14 protein-coding genes are annotated in these 14,409 nt (G+C 64.2%); 9 read left to right on the top strand and 5 right to left on the bottom strand.

The window, feature by feature from the left end; genetic code table 11:
- Positions 1–19: 19 nt before the first annotated feature.
- Together ACESMY_RS15770 and ACESMY_RS15765 are read right to left on the bottom strand one after the other, a co-directional pair.
- Complete coding sequence (locus tag ACESMY_RS15770) at positions 20–499, bottom strand: hypothetical protein (protein WP_372785568.1); 480 nt, start codon at positions 497–499, stop codon at positions 20–22.
- 77 nt (positions 500–576) lie between these two features.
- Positions 577–1,425, bottom strand: coding sequence for a slipin family protein (locus ACESMY_RS15765; RefSeq protein ID WP_372785567.1), 849 nt, complete (start codon positions 1,423–1,425; stop codon positions 577–579).
- Between the two features lie 328 nt (positions 1,426–1,753).
- On the opposite strand from ACESMY_RS15765, the gene ACESMY_RS15760 reads away from it, so the two are divergent.
- The 3 genes from ACESMY_RS15760 to ACESMY_RS15750 all read left to right on the top strand — a co-directional run bounded on the left by ACESMY_RS15760 (position 1,754) and on the right by ACESMY_RS15750 (position 6,191).
- Positions 1,754–2,902: an alkene reductase gene (locus tag ACESMY_RS15760; protein ID WP_372785566.1), complete on the top strand. Its 1,149-nt coding sequence runs from the start codon at positions 1,754–1,756 to the stop codon at positions 2,900–2,902.
- A 209-nt stretch (positions 2,903–3,111) separates the two neighbouring features.
- Positions 3,112–5,442 carry a heavy metal translocating P-type ATPase gene (locus tag ACESMY_RS15755; RefSeq protein WP_372785565.1) on the top strand — a complete coding sequence of 777 codons (2,331 nt, stop codon included), beginning with the start codon at positions 3,112–3,114 and terminating at the stop codon, positions 5,440–5,442.
- 71 nt (positions 5,443–5,513) lie between these two features.
- On the top strand, positions 5,514–6,191 hold the full coding sequence (locus ACESMY_RS15750; RefSeq protein ID WP_372785564.1) for an L-2-amino-thiazoline-4-carboxylic acid hydrolase: 678 nt from the start codon (positions 5,514–5,516) through the stop codon (positions 6,189–6,191).
- A 34-nt stretch (positions 6,192–6,225) separates the two neighbouring features.
- Here ACESMY_RS15750 and ACESMY_RS15745 read toward each other — a convergent pair whose 3' ends face one another.
- The 3 genes from ACESMY_RS15745 to ACESMY_RS15735 form a co-directional block, all read right to left on the bottom strand.
- Positions 6,226–6,606: a hypothetical protein gene (locus tag ACESMY_RS15745; RefSeq protein WP_372785563.1), complete on the bottom strand. Its 381-nt coding sequence runs from the start codon at positions 6,604–6,606 to the stop codon at positions 6,226–6,228.
- 177 nt (positions 6,607–6,783) lie between these two features.
- The gene (locus ACESMY_RS15740) at positions 6,784–8,007 is read right to left on the bottom strand and encodes a hypothetical protein (RefSeq protein ID WP_372785562.1); all 1,224 of its coding nucleotides are present in this window, start codon (positions 8,005–8,007) and stop codon (positions 6,784–6,786) included.
- A gap of 211 nt (positions 8,008–8,218) precedes the next feature.
- Positions 8,219–9,565, bottom strand: coding sequence for an APC family permease (locus tag ACESMY_RS15735; protein ID WP_372785561.1), 1,347 nt, complete (start codon positions 9,563–9,565; stop codon positions 8,219–8,221).
- A gap of 336 nt (positions 9,566–9,901) precedes the next feature.
- Between ACESMY_RS15735 and ACESMY_RS15730 the strand changes: the two genes are divergently transcribed.
- The 6 genes from ACESMY_RS15730 (at position 9,902) to ACESMY_RS15705 (ending at position 14,404) form a co-directional block, all read left to right on the top strand.
- A complete protein-coding gene (locus ACESMY_RS15730) occupies positions 9,902–10,258 on the top strand; it encodes a TrbC/VirB2 family protein (RefSeq protein WP_372785560.1) in 357 nt (118 codons plus the stop codon).
- Position 10,259: 1 nt separating this feature from the next.
- The gene (locus ACESMY_RS15725; protein WP_372785559.1) at positions 10,260–10,526 is read left to right on the top strand and encodes a VirB3 family type IV secretion system protein; all 267 of its coding nucleotides are present in this window, start codon (positions 10,260–10,262) and stop codon (positions 10,524–10,526) included.
- Between the two features lie 81 nt (positions 10,527–10,607).
- Entirely contained in the window at positions 10,608–13,076 is a 2,469-nt protein-coding gene (gene trbE, locus ACESMY_RS15720; protein WP_372785558.1) for a conjugal transfer protein TrbE, read from the top strand.
- Positions 13,073–13,429: a hypothetical protein gene (locus tag ACESMY_RS15715; RefSeq protein WP_372785557.1), complete on the top strand. Its 357-nt coding sequence runs from the start codon at positions 13,073–13,075 to the stop codon at positions 13,427–13,429. The genes trbE and ACESMY_RS15715 overlap by 4 nt, the downstream gene beginning before the upstream one ends.
- On the top strand, positions 13,422–14,141 hold the full coding sequence (locus tag ACESMY_RS15710) for a conjugal transfer protein TrbJ (RefSeq protein ID WP_372785556.1): 720 nt from the start codon (positions 13,422–13,424) through the stop codon (positions 14,139–14,141). Before ACESMY_RS15715 ends, ACESMY_RS15710 begins: the two co-directional genes overlap by 8 nt.
- Positions 14,141–14,404 carry an EexN family lipoprotein gene (locus ACESMY_RS15705; protein ID WP_372785555.1) on the top strand — a complete coding sequence of 88 codons (264 nt, stop codon included), beginning with the start codon at positions 14,141–14,143 and terminating at the stop codon, positions 14,402–14,404. The genes ACESMY_RS15710 and ACESMY_RS15705 overlap by 1 nt, the downstream gene beginning before the upstream one ends.
- Positions 14,405–14,409 lie beyond the last annotated feature (5 nt).

Raw genomic sequence — 14,409 nt, 5'->3', positions numbered from 1 at the left:
GCGCGCGGCTGGCGTCAGGTCAGGGCGCTCGGGAGGCGATGGCTGGAAGACCGGACGCATGCGCCGCGGGGCCCGCAGGCCGCGCGCCGCCCGCGGGGCCTTGTGCGGCCATCAGCGTGAGCGCCACCATCCAGGTTCCGAGAACCAGAAACAGGAAGGCGCCAGAGCGAACGCCCAGGTTGCTGGGCGCCGCGCCATTGGATCGCTCGGGGCCGGCAGGACACGACAGCAGGCTTATGGAGCGGACGCAGATAGCGTCCAGGTCGCGGCGAATGGATGGCCCGCCGGGGAGGTTGGCTAGCATGGCGGCGAGCCTTGCCGAGGCAGACGGCTCCGGCAGCGCCGCGAGTTGAGCGGCTTCCTCCCAGGGATCGACGTCCAGGCGCGCCAGTGCGGACAGGACGCTGAGGGGCGTCTCGTCCCTGTCGAGCCATAGGGCGCTGCGCAGAAAGGCGTTGAACTGATCGCTTAGGCGGGTCGGTGCGGATGCGGCTGCCATTTCGGCTCCTTCGCTCCGTCGCGCCCAGTTCGAAGACTGAGGTCGGCGGTGCTTTTTTGTGAAGATGAGGATCTAGGTCACTGCACCGCGACCGACGGCTTTGCCGGCGCACGGCGGTGGGCGCCGTTGGCATGCTTGGGATCAGGCGTGTCTTCCGCCTTGTCGAACAGCTGCAGGAACGGCTTGATGATGTCGATCGGCATCGGAAAGATGATGGTCGAGTTCTGTTCGGCGCCGATTTCGGTGAGGGTCTGCAGGTAGCGCAGCTGCATGGCGGCCGGGATGCTCGACAGGATCGTGGCGGCGTTGACCAGCGTCTGCGAGGCCTGGAACTCAGCTTCTGCGTGGATGATCTTGGCTCTGCGGTCGCGCTCGGCCTCGGCCTGTTTGGCGATCGCTCGGACCATGTTCTCGGTCAGCTCGACAGTGCGGATCTCGACGTTGCTGACCTTGATGCCCCAGGTCTCGGTCTGGGTGTCGAGGATGCTCTGGACGTCGGTGCTGAGCTTCTTGCGCTCCGACAGCATCTCATCGAGCTCATGTTGCCCCAACACAGCGCGCAGGGTCGTCTGGGCCAGCATGTTGGTCGCGGGCAGGTAGTCCTGCACCTGGATGATCGCGCGCTCGGGATCGACGACCCGGAAGTACAGCACCGCATCGACCTTCATCGAGACGTTGTCCCGTGAGATGACGTCCTGGGTGGGGATCTCGATCACCTGGATGCGCAGGTCGACGCGAACCATCTCCTGGATGAAGGGGATCATCAGCACCAGGCCAGGCCCCTTCACAGCCTGAAACTTGCCCAGTGTGAACACCACAGCGCGCTCGTACTGGCGCAGAATCTTCACCGCCGCGAAGGCGAAGATCATCGCGACAACCACGGCGAAGACCAGGATTGGTAAGGCGACAACGGTGGAGGCCAACATGGCGGGCGGTCCCTTCGAGAGTCAGCTTGGCCGGTGAACAGGTTGGCGTGCTCCTGGCGGCGAAAAGGATGCGATGCGTCGATCTCGCCGCCAGCGTCCTCGAATTCGGATGCGGCGATCGCATACTGAGATCACGGGGTGCGGCCCCGCTAGGATCGGAAATTACTCACGGGCCAAAGGACGATGACTTGGGGGCCAAACTGAAGGATCGGAAAAGTGGCCAATTGGCATGCCCGCGTGAGCTGAGCACAACGCGACAGAATGTTCCGGCCAGTGAGTAGTTTCCGATCCTGACTGATTGCTCCCTTGTGGGCTTAAGCTTCCCACCATGCCCCGCACCTACCGGACGCGCACCGCTCACGCCCTGTTTGAGCGTCCGGAGGTTGGAGCCTTCCAGCTGTCCAATCGCATCGTTATGGCCCCCTTGACCCGCAATCGCGCCGGCCCGGGCCTCGTGCCCAGCCCGTTCGCGGCCGAGTATTATAGTCAGCGCGCGTCTGCCGGCCTGATCATCGCCGAAGCGACCCAGATTTCGGCTCAAGCCCAGGGCTATTCCGGGACGCCAGGTTGCTACACCGACCAACAAGTCGCTGGCTGGCGCAAGGTGACAGACGCGGTCCATGCCGAGGGCGGGACCATCGTGGTGCAGCTGTGGCACACGGGCCGGGTCTCGCACACAAGCTTCCAAAAGGATGGTCTGGCGCCAGTTGGTCCCTCGGCCATACGGGCGAACACCAAGACCTTCATCGCCGGTCAGGGCTTCGTCGATTGCTCAACGCCACGGGCGCTCGAGCTGGAGGAAATTCCGGGGATCATCGCGGACTTCCGGCATGCCTCGTTGCGGGCTCTCGACGCTGGTTTTGACGGCGTGGAATTACATGGCGCGCACGGCTACCTGCTCGACGCCTTTCTGCGCAGCGGAACCAACGATCGGACCGACGCCTATGGCGGGTCGATCGAAAACCGCGCGCGGCTGCTGCTCGAAGTCACCGAGGCCTGCGCGAAGGCCATCGGCGCGGACCGCCTCGGCGTTCGGATTTCGCCTGTTTCCACCGCCGGCGACTCGCACGACCGCGATCCTCAGCCGCTTTTCGATCATGTGATCGACCGGCTCAGCCCCCTTCGCCTGGCCTACGTGCATGTGGTGGAAGGAGAGACTGGGGGCGCCCGGGATAGCCTTCCGTTTGACTACGTCGGCCTCCGCAACCGCTTCGAGGGCATATGGATGGTCAACAATGGTTACGACCGCCAGATGGCCATCAACGCCGTGGCCGGCGGCCGGGCGGATCTGGTCTCTTTTGGTCGGCTCTTCATCGCCAATCCCGATCTTGTGAGGCGGCTTGAGGAGACCGCGGCGCTGAACCCGCTGATGAATCCGGCGACCTTCTACGGCGGTGGCGCCCATGGATACACCGACTACCCGACGCTCGCTCAGGTTCAAGCATCCGCGATCCTGGCCCCAAGCGCCGCCGCATGAGCGGGAATGACGCCGGCGCTGATGCTTGATCCGTCGGCACGGCGCAGACAATTGCGGCGAGACACAGTGACGGTTCGATCTGGTCCGAAACGGCCGCTTGGTGGAAGCGATCGGCGCTGTCTCGGCAGTCGTGGGCTCTGGTTGGGTGGCGGCAAGCGAGTAGCACCCCACCCAGCCTATCGGGACACAGATATACGGCGGAGGATACCATGACCGACCAGGCCCAGATCGACGCCCCACCTACCCTGGCTACGAGCGTCAAAGACCCTGTGTGCGGGATGACGGTCGATCCGTCTAAGACCCCGCACCGCGCCGAGCACGCTGGGGCCGCCTTTCACTTCTGCTCGGTGGGATGCCTTGGCAAGTTCAAGGCCGATCCAGACCGCTATCTGAAGCCGAAACCGACCGAGGACGCGCCCGCTGGGACGATCTACACCTGCCCGATGCACCCGCAGATCCGGCGCAATGCGCCAGGAGCTTGTCCCATCTGCGGGATGGCGCTGGAACCGCTGACCATCACAGCTGATAGCGGTCCAAATCCCGAACTCGCGGATATGAGCCGCCGGTTCTGGATCGGCCTGGTTCTCGCCGCGCCGGTGTTCATCCTGGAGATGGGCGGGCACATCCCCGGCCTTGGCCTGCATAAGCTCGTCCCGCCGCTGATCTCGACCTGGATCCAGTTCGCTCTGTCCACGCCTGTGGTCCTTTGGGCCGGGTGGCCGTTCTTCGAGCGGGCTTGGGCATCGATCGTGCACCGAAGTCTGAACATGTTCAGCCTGATCGCGCTGGGGACTGGCGCCGCCTACCTCTACAGCGTCGTCGCCACCTTGGCGCCGGGACTGTTCCCCGCCGGGTTCCGCGGAATGGGCGGCACGGTGGCCGTCTATTTCGAAGCTGCCGCGGTGATTACCGTACTCGTCCTGCTGGGCCAGGTGCTTGAGCTGCGTGCCCGCGAGCAGACCGGCGGCGCAATCCGCGCATTGCTGAAACTGGCGCCCAAGACAGCTCACCGCATTGCGGCTGGCGGCGCCGACGAAGAAGTGGCGCTCGAGCTGGTGCAGGTTGGCGATCATCTTCGGGTGCGGCCCGGCGACGGCGTGCCGGTCGATGGTGAAGTTCTTGAGGGCAAGGGCGCCGTGGATGAGTCCATGGTCACAGGCGAGTCGATGCCTGCCGCCAAGCAGCCCGGCGACAAGCTGATCGGCGGGACCGTCAACGGCACGGGCGCCATGATCATGCGCGCCGACAAGGTGGGTTCGGACACCATGCTCGCCCGCATCGTGACGATGGTGTCAGAAGCCCAGCGGAGTCGGGCGCCGATTCAAAGGATGGCCGATAAGGTCTCCGGCTACTTCGTCCCGGCCGTGCTCGGCGCAGCGGTCGTCACCTTCATTGCCTGGGCCATTTGGGGACCCGCTCCGGCGTTTTCCTATGCCGTGATCGCAGCGGTTTCGGTCCTGATCATCGCCTGTCCCTGCGCGCTTGGCCTGGCCACCCCGATGTCCATTGGCGTCGGCGTTGGCAAGGGCGCCGGCGCTGGGGTGCTGATCAAGTCGGCCGAAGCCCTTGAACGCATGGAGAAGGTCGACACCCTCGTGGTGGACAAGACCGGCACATTGACGGAGGGCAAACCCAAAGTCACCGCCATCGTCGCAGCGAAGGGCCTGACGGAGGCGGAGATCCTGTCGTTGGCCGCCAGCCTGGAGCGGTCCAGCGAGCACCCGCTTGCAGCGGCGATCGTCACCGCGGCAGGTGATAAGAAGGCTTCGATCCAGGAGGCGACCGACTTTGCTTCGGTCACCGGCAAGGGGGTGTCCGGCAAGGTCAGCGGTCGGTCCGTGGCCCTTGGCAATGCCAATCTGATGGCTGATCTGGGGGTCGCGCTTGGCGACCTTGAGAAGAGGGCCGATGAACTTCGCGGCGACGGGGCAACGGCTCTCTTTCTCGCCGTAGACGGCAAGCCTGGCGGTGTGATCGCGATCGCCGACCCGATCAAATCAACCACCCAAGCCGCTCTCGACACCCTGCGACAAGACGGCATCCGCATCGTGATGCTGACCGGCGACAACAAGACGACGGCCGAAGCCGTGGCGAGAAAGCTTGGCATCAAGGAGGTCGAAGCCGACGTCCTGCCACAGGACAAGCACCGCATCGTCAAGAAGCTGACCGCCGAGGGGCGTATCGTCGCCATGGCCGGGGATGGCGTGAACGATGCGCCTGCCCTGGCCGAGGCTGCTGTTGGTGTCGCCATGGGAACAGGGACCGAAGTCGCGATCCAGAGCGCTGGCATCACCTTGGTCAAAGGCGACCTTGCGGGCATCGCCCGGGCCATCGTCCTTAGCCGAGCCACGATGGACAATATCCGCCAAAATCTGGTGTTCGCGTTCGCCTACAATGCCATCGGCATCCCGATCGCGGCTGGCGTCCTCTACCCGGCTTTCGGCCTCCTTCTCAGCCCGATCGTCGCCGCCCTGGCGATGTCGCTCAGCTCCGTGTCCGTCATCGCCAACGCGCTGCGTCTGCGGACGCTGAAGCTTTAGCGGGCCCCTATTGCGTCGAGGCGGCGGCCACTTCCGCCAATGCCGCAAGTCGTGCGGAGGGATGGTGTGAGATGGACTATGTGAAATTCATATACCAGCCATTGGCGTCCCGTGCGGCGCGTCATGTCCTGGTCGGCCGGAACCGGGCGCCGCAATCACCAGATCGCGGTCGCTTCACTCGGGAGGATGTGGATGGCCTGCTAAAGCAAGCGTGGGTCGACTATGCCCAACGCGCAAAGCGGCTGCCTCTCGAGCCCACGGTTGGGAGCCGGATGAATGTCCGGCTCGCCTGCTTCACGATGTCATTTTTCGAGGCGCTGCTGACGGTTGGTACGGACCGCGAGTACGCGATCAACCTCGTCGCTGACGCGGCCTGGAGGGTCTACCGGCTCTGGTCGGTGATCGCGCTCGGCCTCGCCCGTCTGACACCCGGCAAGACGACGTCGCTCGCCTTCGCTGTCGGCAGGGGTGGGGCGCTGCCGACCTTGTCCCTGAGCTTTCCATTCAACGCACCGGGCTACCTCATTGAGGCCGTCTCCGCTGATAAAGGCACGGCCTTCGATGTCGTCAGGTGCCCAATTGCGAACTATTTCCGCAAGGAAGGCGCCGTCGACCTCTGCACCGCGTCCTGGTGCAGTCTCGACTATGCGCTTGCCGAGCTGACTCACGAAAAGCTCGTCCGAACCAAGACGCTCGTCCGCGGCGATGGCCGATGTGATTTTCGGCTGACGAACACGCGCACTCAGTAACTTGCGATAGTTGCCCGCCTGACGGCCGCCTTGTCTAGGAGGGCTCCAAATCGCGAAAGCGCGAGGCGCGCTCGACCAAGTCGATCATGTGAGCGGCTGCCCGCGTCGTCAGCGCATGATGGGTGAAGCCCGGGCGGGGCGCGATGTAGGCGGCCATCTCGCCGGCCAATTCCAACTGCCGATCCGAGGCCGTGGCGAGCAAGGTGATCAACAGGTTTTCGAGCGCGATAATCCGGACATGCAGAGACGCGATCTCGGCGGCGCCATTGTCGGGCATGGGGGCTTCGGCTTCGACGGAGACGGAAGCTGCTTGCGGCCCGTCCGGTTCGGCTCCGCCCTCATTGTCCCATCTGGCGAGCGCGCGCTTTCGCAGCCTAAACGGGTCGTCGGCGGGTTGGGAGCCATCGTCAGACATGCCGGTTTCCTTCTTAGAGGGCTCGCGCCGGTCGGGCACATCATGGGATTGATCGATCAGTTCATGAGCTTGCGGGTATAGATCCCGCTGCTTTGGTCCGTCTGCGGTAGCGGCGGCGGCGCGCCACGGAAGGTGAAACGCTCAGTGCCGGCGCTCGATGCGAGGGCTGAATGGTGGTCAGGCCATGACGTCCGCCGCGACCGTCAGAACGGGCGCGAAGCCACCGCCCGGTGTGCGCATGTTCGTCGTCTGGCCTTGATAGAGCCGCGCCGCCGCCAGCAATACTTCACCGGCATAGGTGTAGAGCCTCACATCGACCTTGAGCTCAATAGGTTCGCCAGCCTCGCTTAGGCGTCGAAGGCCTGGCGCGGCAAAGGCCTGGGCCACGTAGCCGCCAGCTATAATCTGTTCCCAGACCTTCCGCGTAACCTTATCGCCGCGATAGGCTGCCTTGCTGCCGTGCCCACCAGCAGGCTTGAAGAACAGCGCGCTTCGGTCGCGCCACAGGTCGTCAGCGTTGTCCGCCGAAACCACTGTTGTCATAAGCAGAGCGTTGTGAAGTGACGCGATCTGGGCCGGCGTCAGCCCCCAGGACTTCAGCCCCTCGGCGTCGGCCAGTTCCATCAGGTTACGTTTATCGGCGAGCGTGGCGTGGATGTGGGGGTTGGGCGTTACGACGACCTCGCCTCCCAGATAGGCCGCGCGCAGCACGGCGTGTCGCGGCTCTTCAAAGGCAAAATCAACGAGGCGGTTATAGACGAGGTCGATCTGCTGGTCTCCGACATAGAGGCGACCGTCGCGGAGCTCGAAGTCCATTGGGTCTGCGATGACGGCATCGAGGCCTTGGCCAATCAGTAAGGCTCTTGCGAGTTCAAACTCGGCATAGAGATGCTGTTGCTCGGGGGCGTCGTCGACGATCGCGATACGTCCAGGGGCTCCCGCCCTGCCCTGACGCCGCCATTCCTCGACAAACATCGACGCGACCTTGGCGTCAAACACCGCTTCCTGCGCTGCGGTGCTGGGCAGGATTTCCGCGCAGCAGGTGCGCTGGGCCCGCGCCAGGAAGGCGTTGAGAAACGCGCCACCGGCGTTGGTGTTGACCTCGATCAATTTGGGACCATCAGGCGTCAGGTGGAAGTCGTAGCCCATGAAAGCGCCCAGCGGCCCGAAGTCCGTCTGGGCGATTGCGGGCGCGCGCGCCAGAACTGTCGCGACGTAATCTGGGCTCTTCGCTGCACACTCAATCGCGGTGACGACCCTCTCCATTTCAGCCATGGCGTCGGCCGGCACGAACATGGGTACATTGGAAAACAAGGTTTGATGGGAGGCGGCGAGTTGGGCCGCGAAGCCCACGTGCCCGACTTCGTCGTCCAGAGCGGCGGCTAGAAGCTGGCGGTCCAAGGTGACGCAAAAGCATCCATGGTTAAGCTGCTCGGCCCGCCTGGTCGTCGTGGTCGGCTCGACAGAATTTGAACTCACGACGACTGCTCCAATACGCCCAGACCATAGGCTCGCTTTCGATCAGTGGGTGAACTATCGCGCGGTGGAGGGGCCCGATGCTGAGGCAAGCGCCAGACCCACCGTGATATCGCAACCGTTTCCAGCGCTTGAATTAAGAGGCCATTTCCGGTGTAGCCGGCGTGCGGCTGATGTAGATTTTCTCGAAGGCGAAAATCGTGGCGATCCCTATGGTCGCAATCAGAATGATAACCGGGTCAGCGCGGAACTTTACGATCAGAAAAGCCGATAGCACCACAGCGTCCAAGACAATGGCGACGATCAGCACGCTCGCATGGGCGCCGATTTCGCGCCTCAGGCGCCGGAACACGCCCCAGTGGATGGCGATGTCCATCACCAGATAGAAGATCGCGCCGAGCGAGGCGATCCGCGACAGGTCGAAGAAAACGGCTAGAAGGCTGGCAACCGCCGCGGTGTAGACCAGCAGGTGATGCTGGATGTTCTCGCCCGACAGGCCGAGATGGCTGTGAGGGATCAGGCGCATCTCGGTCAACATGACCAACATGCGAGAAACGGCAAACATACTGGCCAGCAGCCCTGACCCGGTCGCGATCACGGCGATCAGAACCGTGAACTGCACCCCCAGGCTCCCAAAGGCCGGACGAGCCGCTTCAGCGAGGGAGTAGTTCTTGGCTGCGATAATCTGATCGATGCTCAGCGAGGAGCCGACCGCCAAGGCCACCAGAATGTAAACGACGAAACAGATCGCCAGGGAAATCAGGATCGCCCGGCCAACGTTCTTGTGCGGGTTGACGACTTCGCCGCCGCTGTTGGTGATGGTTGTGAAGCCCTTGTAGGCGAGGATCGCCAAGGCCACTCCAGCCAGAAATCCTCCCGCCGAGACCCCCTTTGTCGCTGTCGGCGCTGAGACGGCTTCATAGTCCACGCCGCTGACCCATAGGGCGGCAATGGCGAACACTGCAATTCCGCCGATCTTCAGCACCGCCGCTACCTTCGAGACGCCGCCGATGACCCGGTTGCCGGCGATGTTGATCAGGAAGGCTGCGATGATCAGGGCAAGCGCCAGGGCCGGGACCAGGAGCCGATGGCTGCCAACGTCGAATAGCCGCAGGACGTATGTCCCGAAGGTACGGGCCACCAGGCTTTCGTTGATGATCATTGAGAACGCCATCAGTAGGGCGCAACCGCCGGTGAGCGTCGACCGTCCGTAGGCCTTGCTCAACACCATGGCGATGCCTCCCGCCGAAGGGTAGGCGTTCGACATCTTGATGTAGGTGTAGGCGGCGAAGCTGCTGATGATCGCAGCGACTACAAAGGCGAGCGGGAATAGCGCTCCGGCGAATTCCGCAACCTGCCCGGTGAGGGCGAAGATTCCTGCCCCGATCATGACCCCGGCGCCCATGGATACCGCGCCCCACAGCGTCAGACTGTTCTTCCGGTAGTGCTGATGATCGTCGATGATATCCTGCTTCCTTGCCATGGGCGCGCGGCTTACCGAGCGAGGTCGTGGGCGGCCTGATCAGGCGATCCATATAGCCAAGCGAATCAACAGCCCACAGAACTCGGGCATCCGCCCTTAAATGGCCCCTTACGTAGCGGAAACGGACCAAAGCTTCGAAAGAGCGCGCCATCGCGCGCCGACCTGATGGGTCGTCGGAGTGCACGCCCAGCCGTGTCCGGCAGCACAGCTCTAAATCACTAACATATGCACATTTAGGGCTTTTTTGGCAATAAAACGCCTTGACCCCTCGTCTTCGTCAACCCACGGTTGGGCGGCCCGGCCTTCACGGGCTGTCGAGACGGAAGGATTCCAGCGATGAGACCCATCTCCAGAAATCGTCGTGGGTTCACTTTGGGCCACCCGATGGGGGTGGTTGTGCTGCTCGCCATCGGGGCTGCTCTCGTGATGGCAGAGCCAGCCTGGGCGGCTGGCGGCGGCACAGCCATGCCCTGGGAAGGGCCGCTGACGACAATCATGAATTCGCTCGCAGGACCCGTGGCCAAGGCAATCGGCGTGATCGCCATCGTCATCACCGGGCTCGGCTTTGCTTTCGCCGAGGGCGGCTCGGCCATGCGCAAGGGCATCGGGATTGTATTCGGTCTGGCCATCGCATTCACGGCGACGACGTTTGTGACCAGCTTCTTCAACCTGACCGCCGGGGCGGTGTTTTAGTATGGCGGGATCCCGGATCGAAGGCTTCGAGATCGGCTTCCACAGTTCGCTGTCCGAGCCGGTGACCATCGGCGGCGTGCCACGGATGATCGCGGTGTTGAACGGCACCGTGACCGCGACGCTCGCCTTGGGGCTCCAGGTCCCGATGATCGGCATTCCCTTGGGCCTTGCCGTCCACGTCTGCGCCTACTGGCTGACCAAACGCGACCCCTACTTCTTCGACGTGCTCGGCCGCCACATCCGGCAAAGGCCCTACTGGGACGCCTGATGGGCTCCCCTCCCCCCGCCTTTCTGTCTCCACGGCGCCAGCCCGACGCTGGCACTCGGCTTCTTCGGAGGAGACTTCACGTTGCTCTATTTGAAGGAATACCGCCCGAAGGCTGAGCGCCTGTTCGACCATCTTCCATGGGTCGCGCTGATCGGCCCGGGTCTCGTCCTGAACAAGGACGGCAGCTTCCAGAAGACCCTGAGCTTTCGGGGCCCAGACCTCGCCAGCTCGACGGATGCCAGCCTTGTGGCGATCCGCGCCCAGCTCAACAACGCCCTTCGCCGCTTAGGCTCGCGCTGGTGTCTGCACATCGAGGCGCTTCGTGCCGCCTCCCAGGATTATCCGGCGGGTGAATTTCCCGATCCCGTGTCTGACCTCATCGAGGACGAACGGCGTGTGGCGTTTGAGGCGGAGGAGCGGCACTTCGAGAGCCGCTACTTCCTGACCCTCACCTACCTGCCGCCCGAGGAGGCGATCAGCACCGCCGAGAGCCTGCTGCTGGAGAACGCGCCGTCCGGCCGCGGCGCGGCCGGTATGTATCGCGCGGCCCTCAATGACTTCCTCGGCACGGTTCGCCAGGTTGTCGATATCCTGACCGCCATCATGCCTCGCGTCCGGGAGCTCTCCGACGATGAGACGCTCACCTATTTGCACGGGTGCGTTTCGACCAAGCCGCACTACGTCCGCACTCCCGAAACGCCGGCCTATCTCGACGCCTTCCTCACCGACGATGACTTCCAGGGCGGGCTTTTTCCCAGGCTAGGGAAGAGTTTCATCCGCACGATTTCCGTACGCGCCTACCCGACGACCTCGTCCCCTGGCCTGCTCGACCGCCTCAACGAGTTGGGCGTCGGCTATCGCTGGGTGTGCCGCTATCTGCCGCTCGACAAGGAAGACGCCCGGAGGGCCGTGACTACGTTGCGCAAACGCTGGTTCGCCAAGCGCAAGGGGGTCATGGCCCTGCTCAAGGAAGCCATCACCCACGAGCCCTCCCAGCTGGAGGACCCGGACGCGACCGCCAAAACCGACGATGCCGATGCCGCCTTGGCGATCCTCGGCGGCGACTTTGCCTCCATCGGCTATTTCACCCCGACCGTCACTCTGATGGACCGCGATCCTGACCGGCTGGCCGACCGGGTCCGCGAAGTGGAAGGCACCATCAACCGTGTCGGCTTCGTCTGCAAGGTCGAGGACATCAATGCGGTCGAGGCCTGGCTCGGAAGCCTGCCGGGGCAAGCCTATGCCGACTTGCGGCGCCCCTTCGTCTCCTCCCTGAACCTTTGCGACATGATGCCGATGTCGGCCATCTGGCCCGGGCCTACGCGTAATGAACACCTCACTGCCGAGTGCGCCAAACGTGGCCATCCCGGCAGCCAGCCAGCCCTTATGGTCACCCGAACCGCTGGATCGACCCCGTTCCGCTTCGATCTGCACCAGGGGGACGTCGGCCACACCATGGTGGTGGGTCCGACCGGCGCCGGCAAATCGGTGCTGCTCAATACGATCGCCACCCAGTGGCTCCGCTATCCCGAAGCCCAGGTGTTCTTCTTCGACAAGGGCGCCAGTTCTCGCGCGGCGACGCTGCTCACCGGCGGGCAGTTCTTCCATCTTGGCGGCGATCAGAGCGAACTGGCTTTTCAGCCGCTGGCCGAGATCGACGGCGCCGAGGATCGCGCCTGGGCGCAGGAGTGGGTGCAGGATCTGGTCGCCGCCGAGGGCGTGGAGATCACGCCGCCGGTAAAAGAAGAGATCTGGGGCGCGATAAAGAATCTCGCGGCCGGCCCCCGCGACCAGCGCACCCTGACGCTGCTGGCGGCGACCATCCAGGACCACACAGTGAAGGCGGCCTTGGCGCCCTTCACCCTTAGCGGGCCGCACGGCCATCTGCTCGACGCCCAGCAAAACCTCTTGTCGGACGCCCGTTGGCAGACGTTCGAGATGTCGGACCTGATGACCAGCAAGGCCGCGCTAGCCCCGGTCCTGACCTACATCTTCCGCAGCCTGGAGAAGCGGTTCGACGGTCGGCCGACATTGCTGGTCCTTGATGAGGCCTGGCTCTTTCTGGATCCGGGAGCCTTCGCCGCGAAGATCCGTGAATGGCTGAAGACGTTGCGCAAATTCAACGTCGCCGTGGTCTTCGCCACCCAGAGCCTGGCGGACATCGCCAACTCATCGATCGCGCCGGCGCTCATAGAGAACTGTCCGACCCGGGTCTTCCTGCCCAACCCTGATGCCCAGACGCCACAGATCCTGGCGCTCTACGAGGCGTTCGGCCTGAACGCGCAGCAGGTCAGGATCATCGCCAACGCCACGCCCAAGCGGGAATATTACTATCAGTCGAGCACCGGCAACCGGCTGTTCGAGCTGGGTCTTGGGCCCCTGGCCTTGGCGACCGTGGGCGCCTCTTCGCCCGGCGATCAGCAGCTCATCACGGCCCTCCTTGAGGAACACGGGCGGGCCGGGTTTGCGCCGGCATACTTCGCAGCGGTCGGACACCCGGCCGTCGCGAAATATCTCCGCGACCAACTCGTCGAGGCGAGGGTCGCATGACCATACCTCGCCAACCCGATGAAACGACCGAGGCCCATCCTGGCCTCCAGCCTCCCGTCGCGCCCTGGATCAACGCCTTCGCGGGTTTTGCCACACGGGTGCCGGCGCGCTGGAGCCGGACACGCCGGCGTCGGCGGCTCCTGTTCCTGGCCCTGTGCGCGCCCGGCTTCGTCGCGATCTTCGCGACGCCGTTGCACCACAACTTCTTCCTCCTCGTGTTCGGGATTGTGCTGTTCGCCGCCGCGGCCCTGTTCCGTGCGCTGACCGAGCCGCTCGTCGAGCGCGTGGACGCTTCTGGACCGCTGGTCACTTCCCCTTCCCCACCCCGCTCGGATGACTCATCCCATGCGTAGGCTCGTCGCCACTACCGCCGCTGTCGCGGCCCTCAGTCTCGGTTTCAGCACGACCGCGCCGCCGCCGGCGCAGGCGCAGATCGCTGTCATCGATCCGCAGGCGATCGTCCAAGCCATCAAGCAGGTGGAGCAACAGCTCCAGATGATCACGCAACTCCAGCAACAGGTCGCCAGTCAGGCGGCCATGCTGCAAAAGCTTGGCGTCGACGTCACGGGTCCGCTGCAACAGATCGCATCTGAGGCCACTCAACTTCTCCAGACCGCGCAGGGCATCGGCTACCAGGGCCAGAATCTCGCTCAGCAGTTTCAGCAGGTCTATCCGACCGACCTGAAGGGGATGAGCTTTGCGCAGACGCGCCAGGCGCTAGCTGGATGGCAGGCTAACAGCCGCCAGACCCTCCAGGAGGCGATGGCAACCCAGAACCTGATCGTTCGCTCCCAGCCGACGACCGCCGGAGCCGTCAACGCGGCGGTCGCCGCTTCCCAGAACGCCGCGGGGCAGACGGCAGCTATCCAGGCGACCAATCAGTTGCTGGCGAGCCTCAGTACCCAGCTCAACCAGCTCCAGACCATCCTGATCACTCAGGGGCGGGCTCAGCAGACCGCCGAGGCGCAAGCGCAAGGCGCCCGAGCGGCGGGGGCCGCCGAGAGTCAGCGGTACTGGAACGTCCAGCACCCCGCCAGCTGCGTGAAGAACCCGGGGGATCTGTAGTGCGCCGTGTCGGATTCTTGGGCCTGGTCGCGCTGACGCTCGCCGGATGTAACCCGGCTGGGCCCACCCACGACAAGGCCTACTACCTCGCCCATGCCGATGAGCGAGGGGCGATGCTCGAGCGATGCCGCAATAATCCGAGCGGCCTCGGCAAGTCCGCCAACTGCGTGAACGCCCTAGCCGCAGCGAGCGAAGTCGAGAGCAACCGCTTCTGGGACCTCAAGAAGCCTCGCAGCCGCGTCGAAAACCCCGGCCACCTTTAGGCGCG

Source organism: Phenylobacterium sp. (genome assembly GCF_041691455.1).
In the GTDB taxonomy this organism is placed as follows: domain Bacteria; phylum Pseudomonadota; class Alphaproteobacteria; order Caulobacterales; family Caulobacteraceae; genus Phenylobacterium.
Note: the sequence above shows the minus strand (reverse complement) of the source record. Positions and strands in the feature narration are given on the sequence as shown.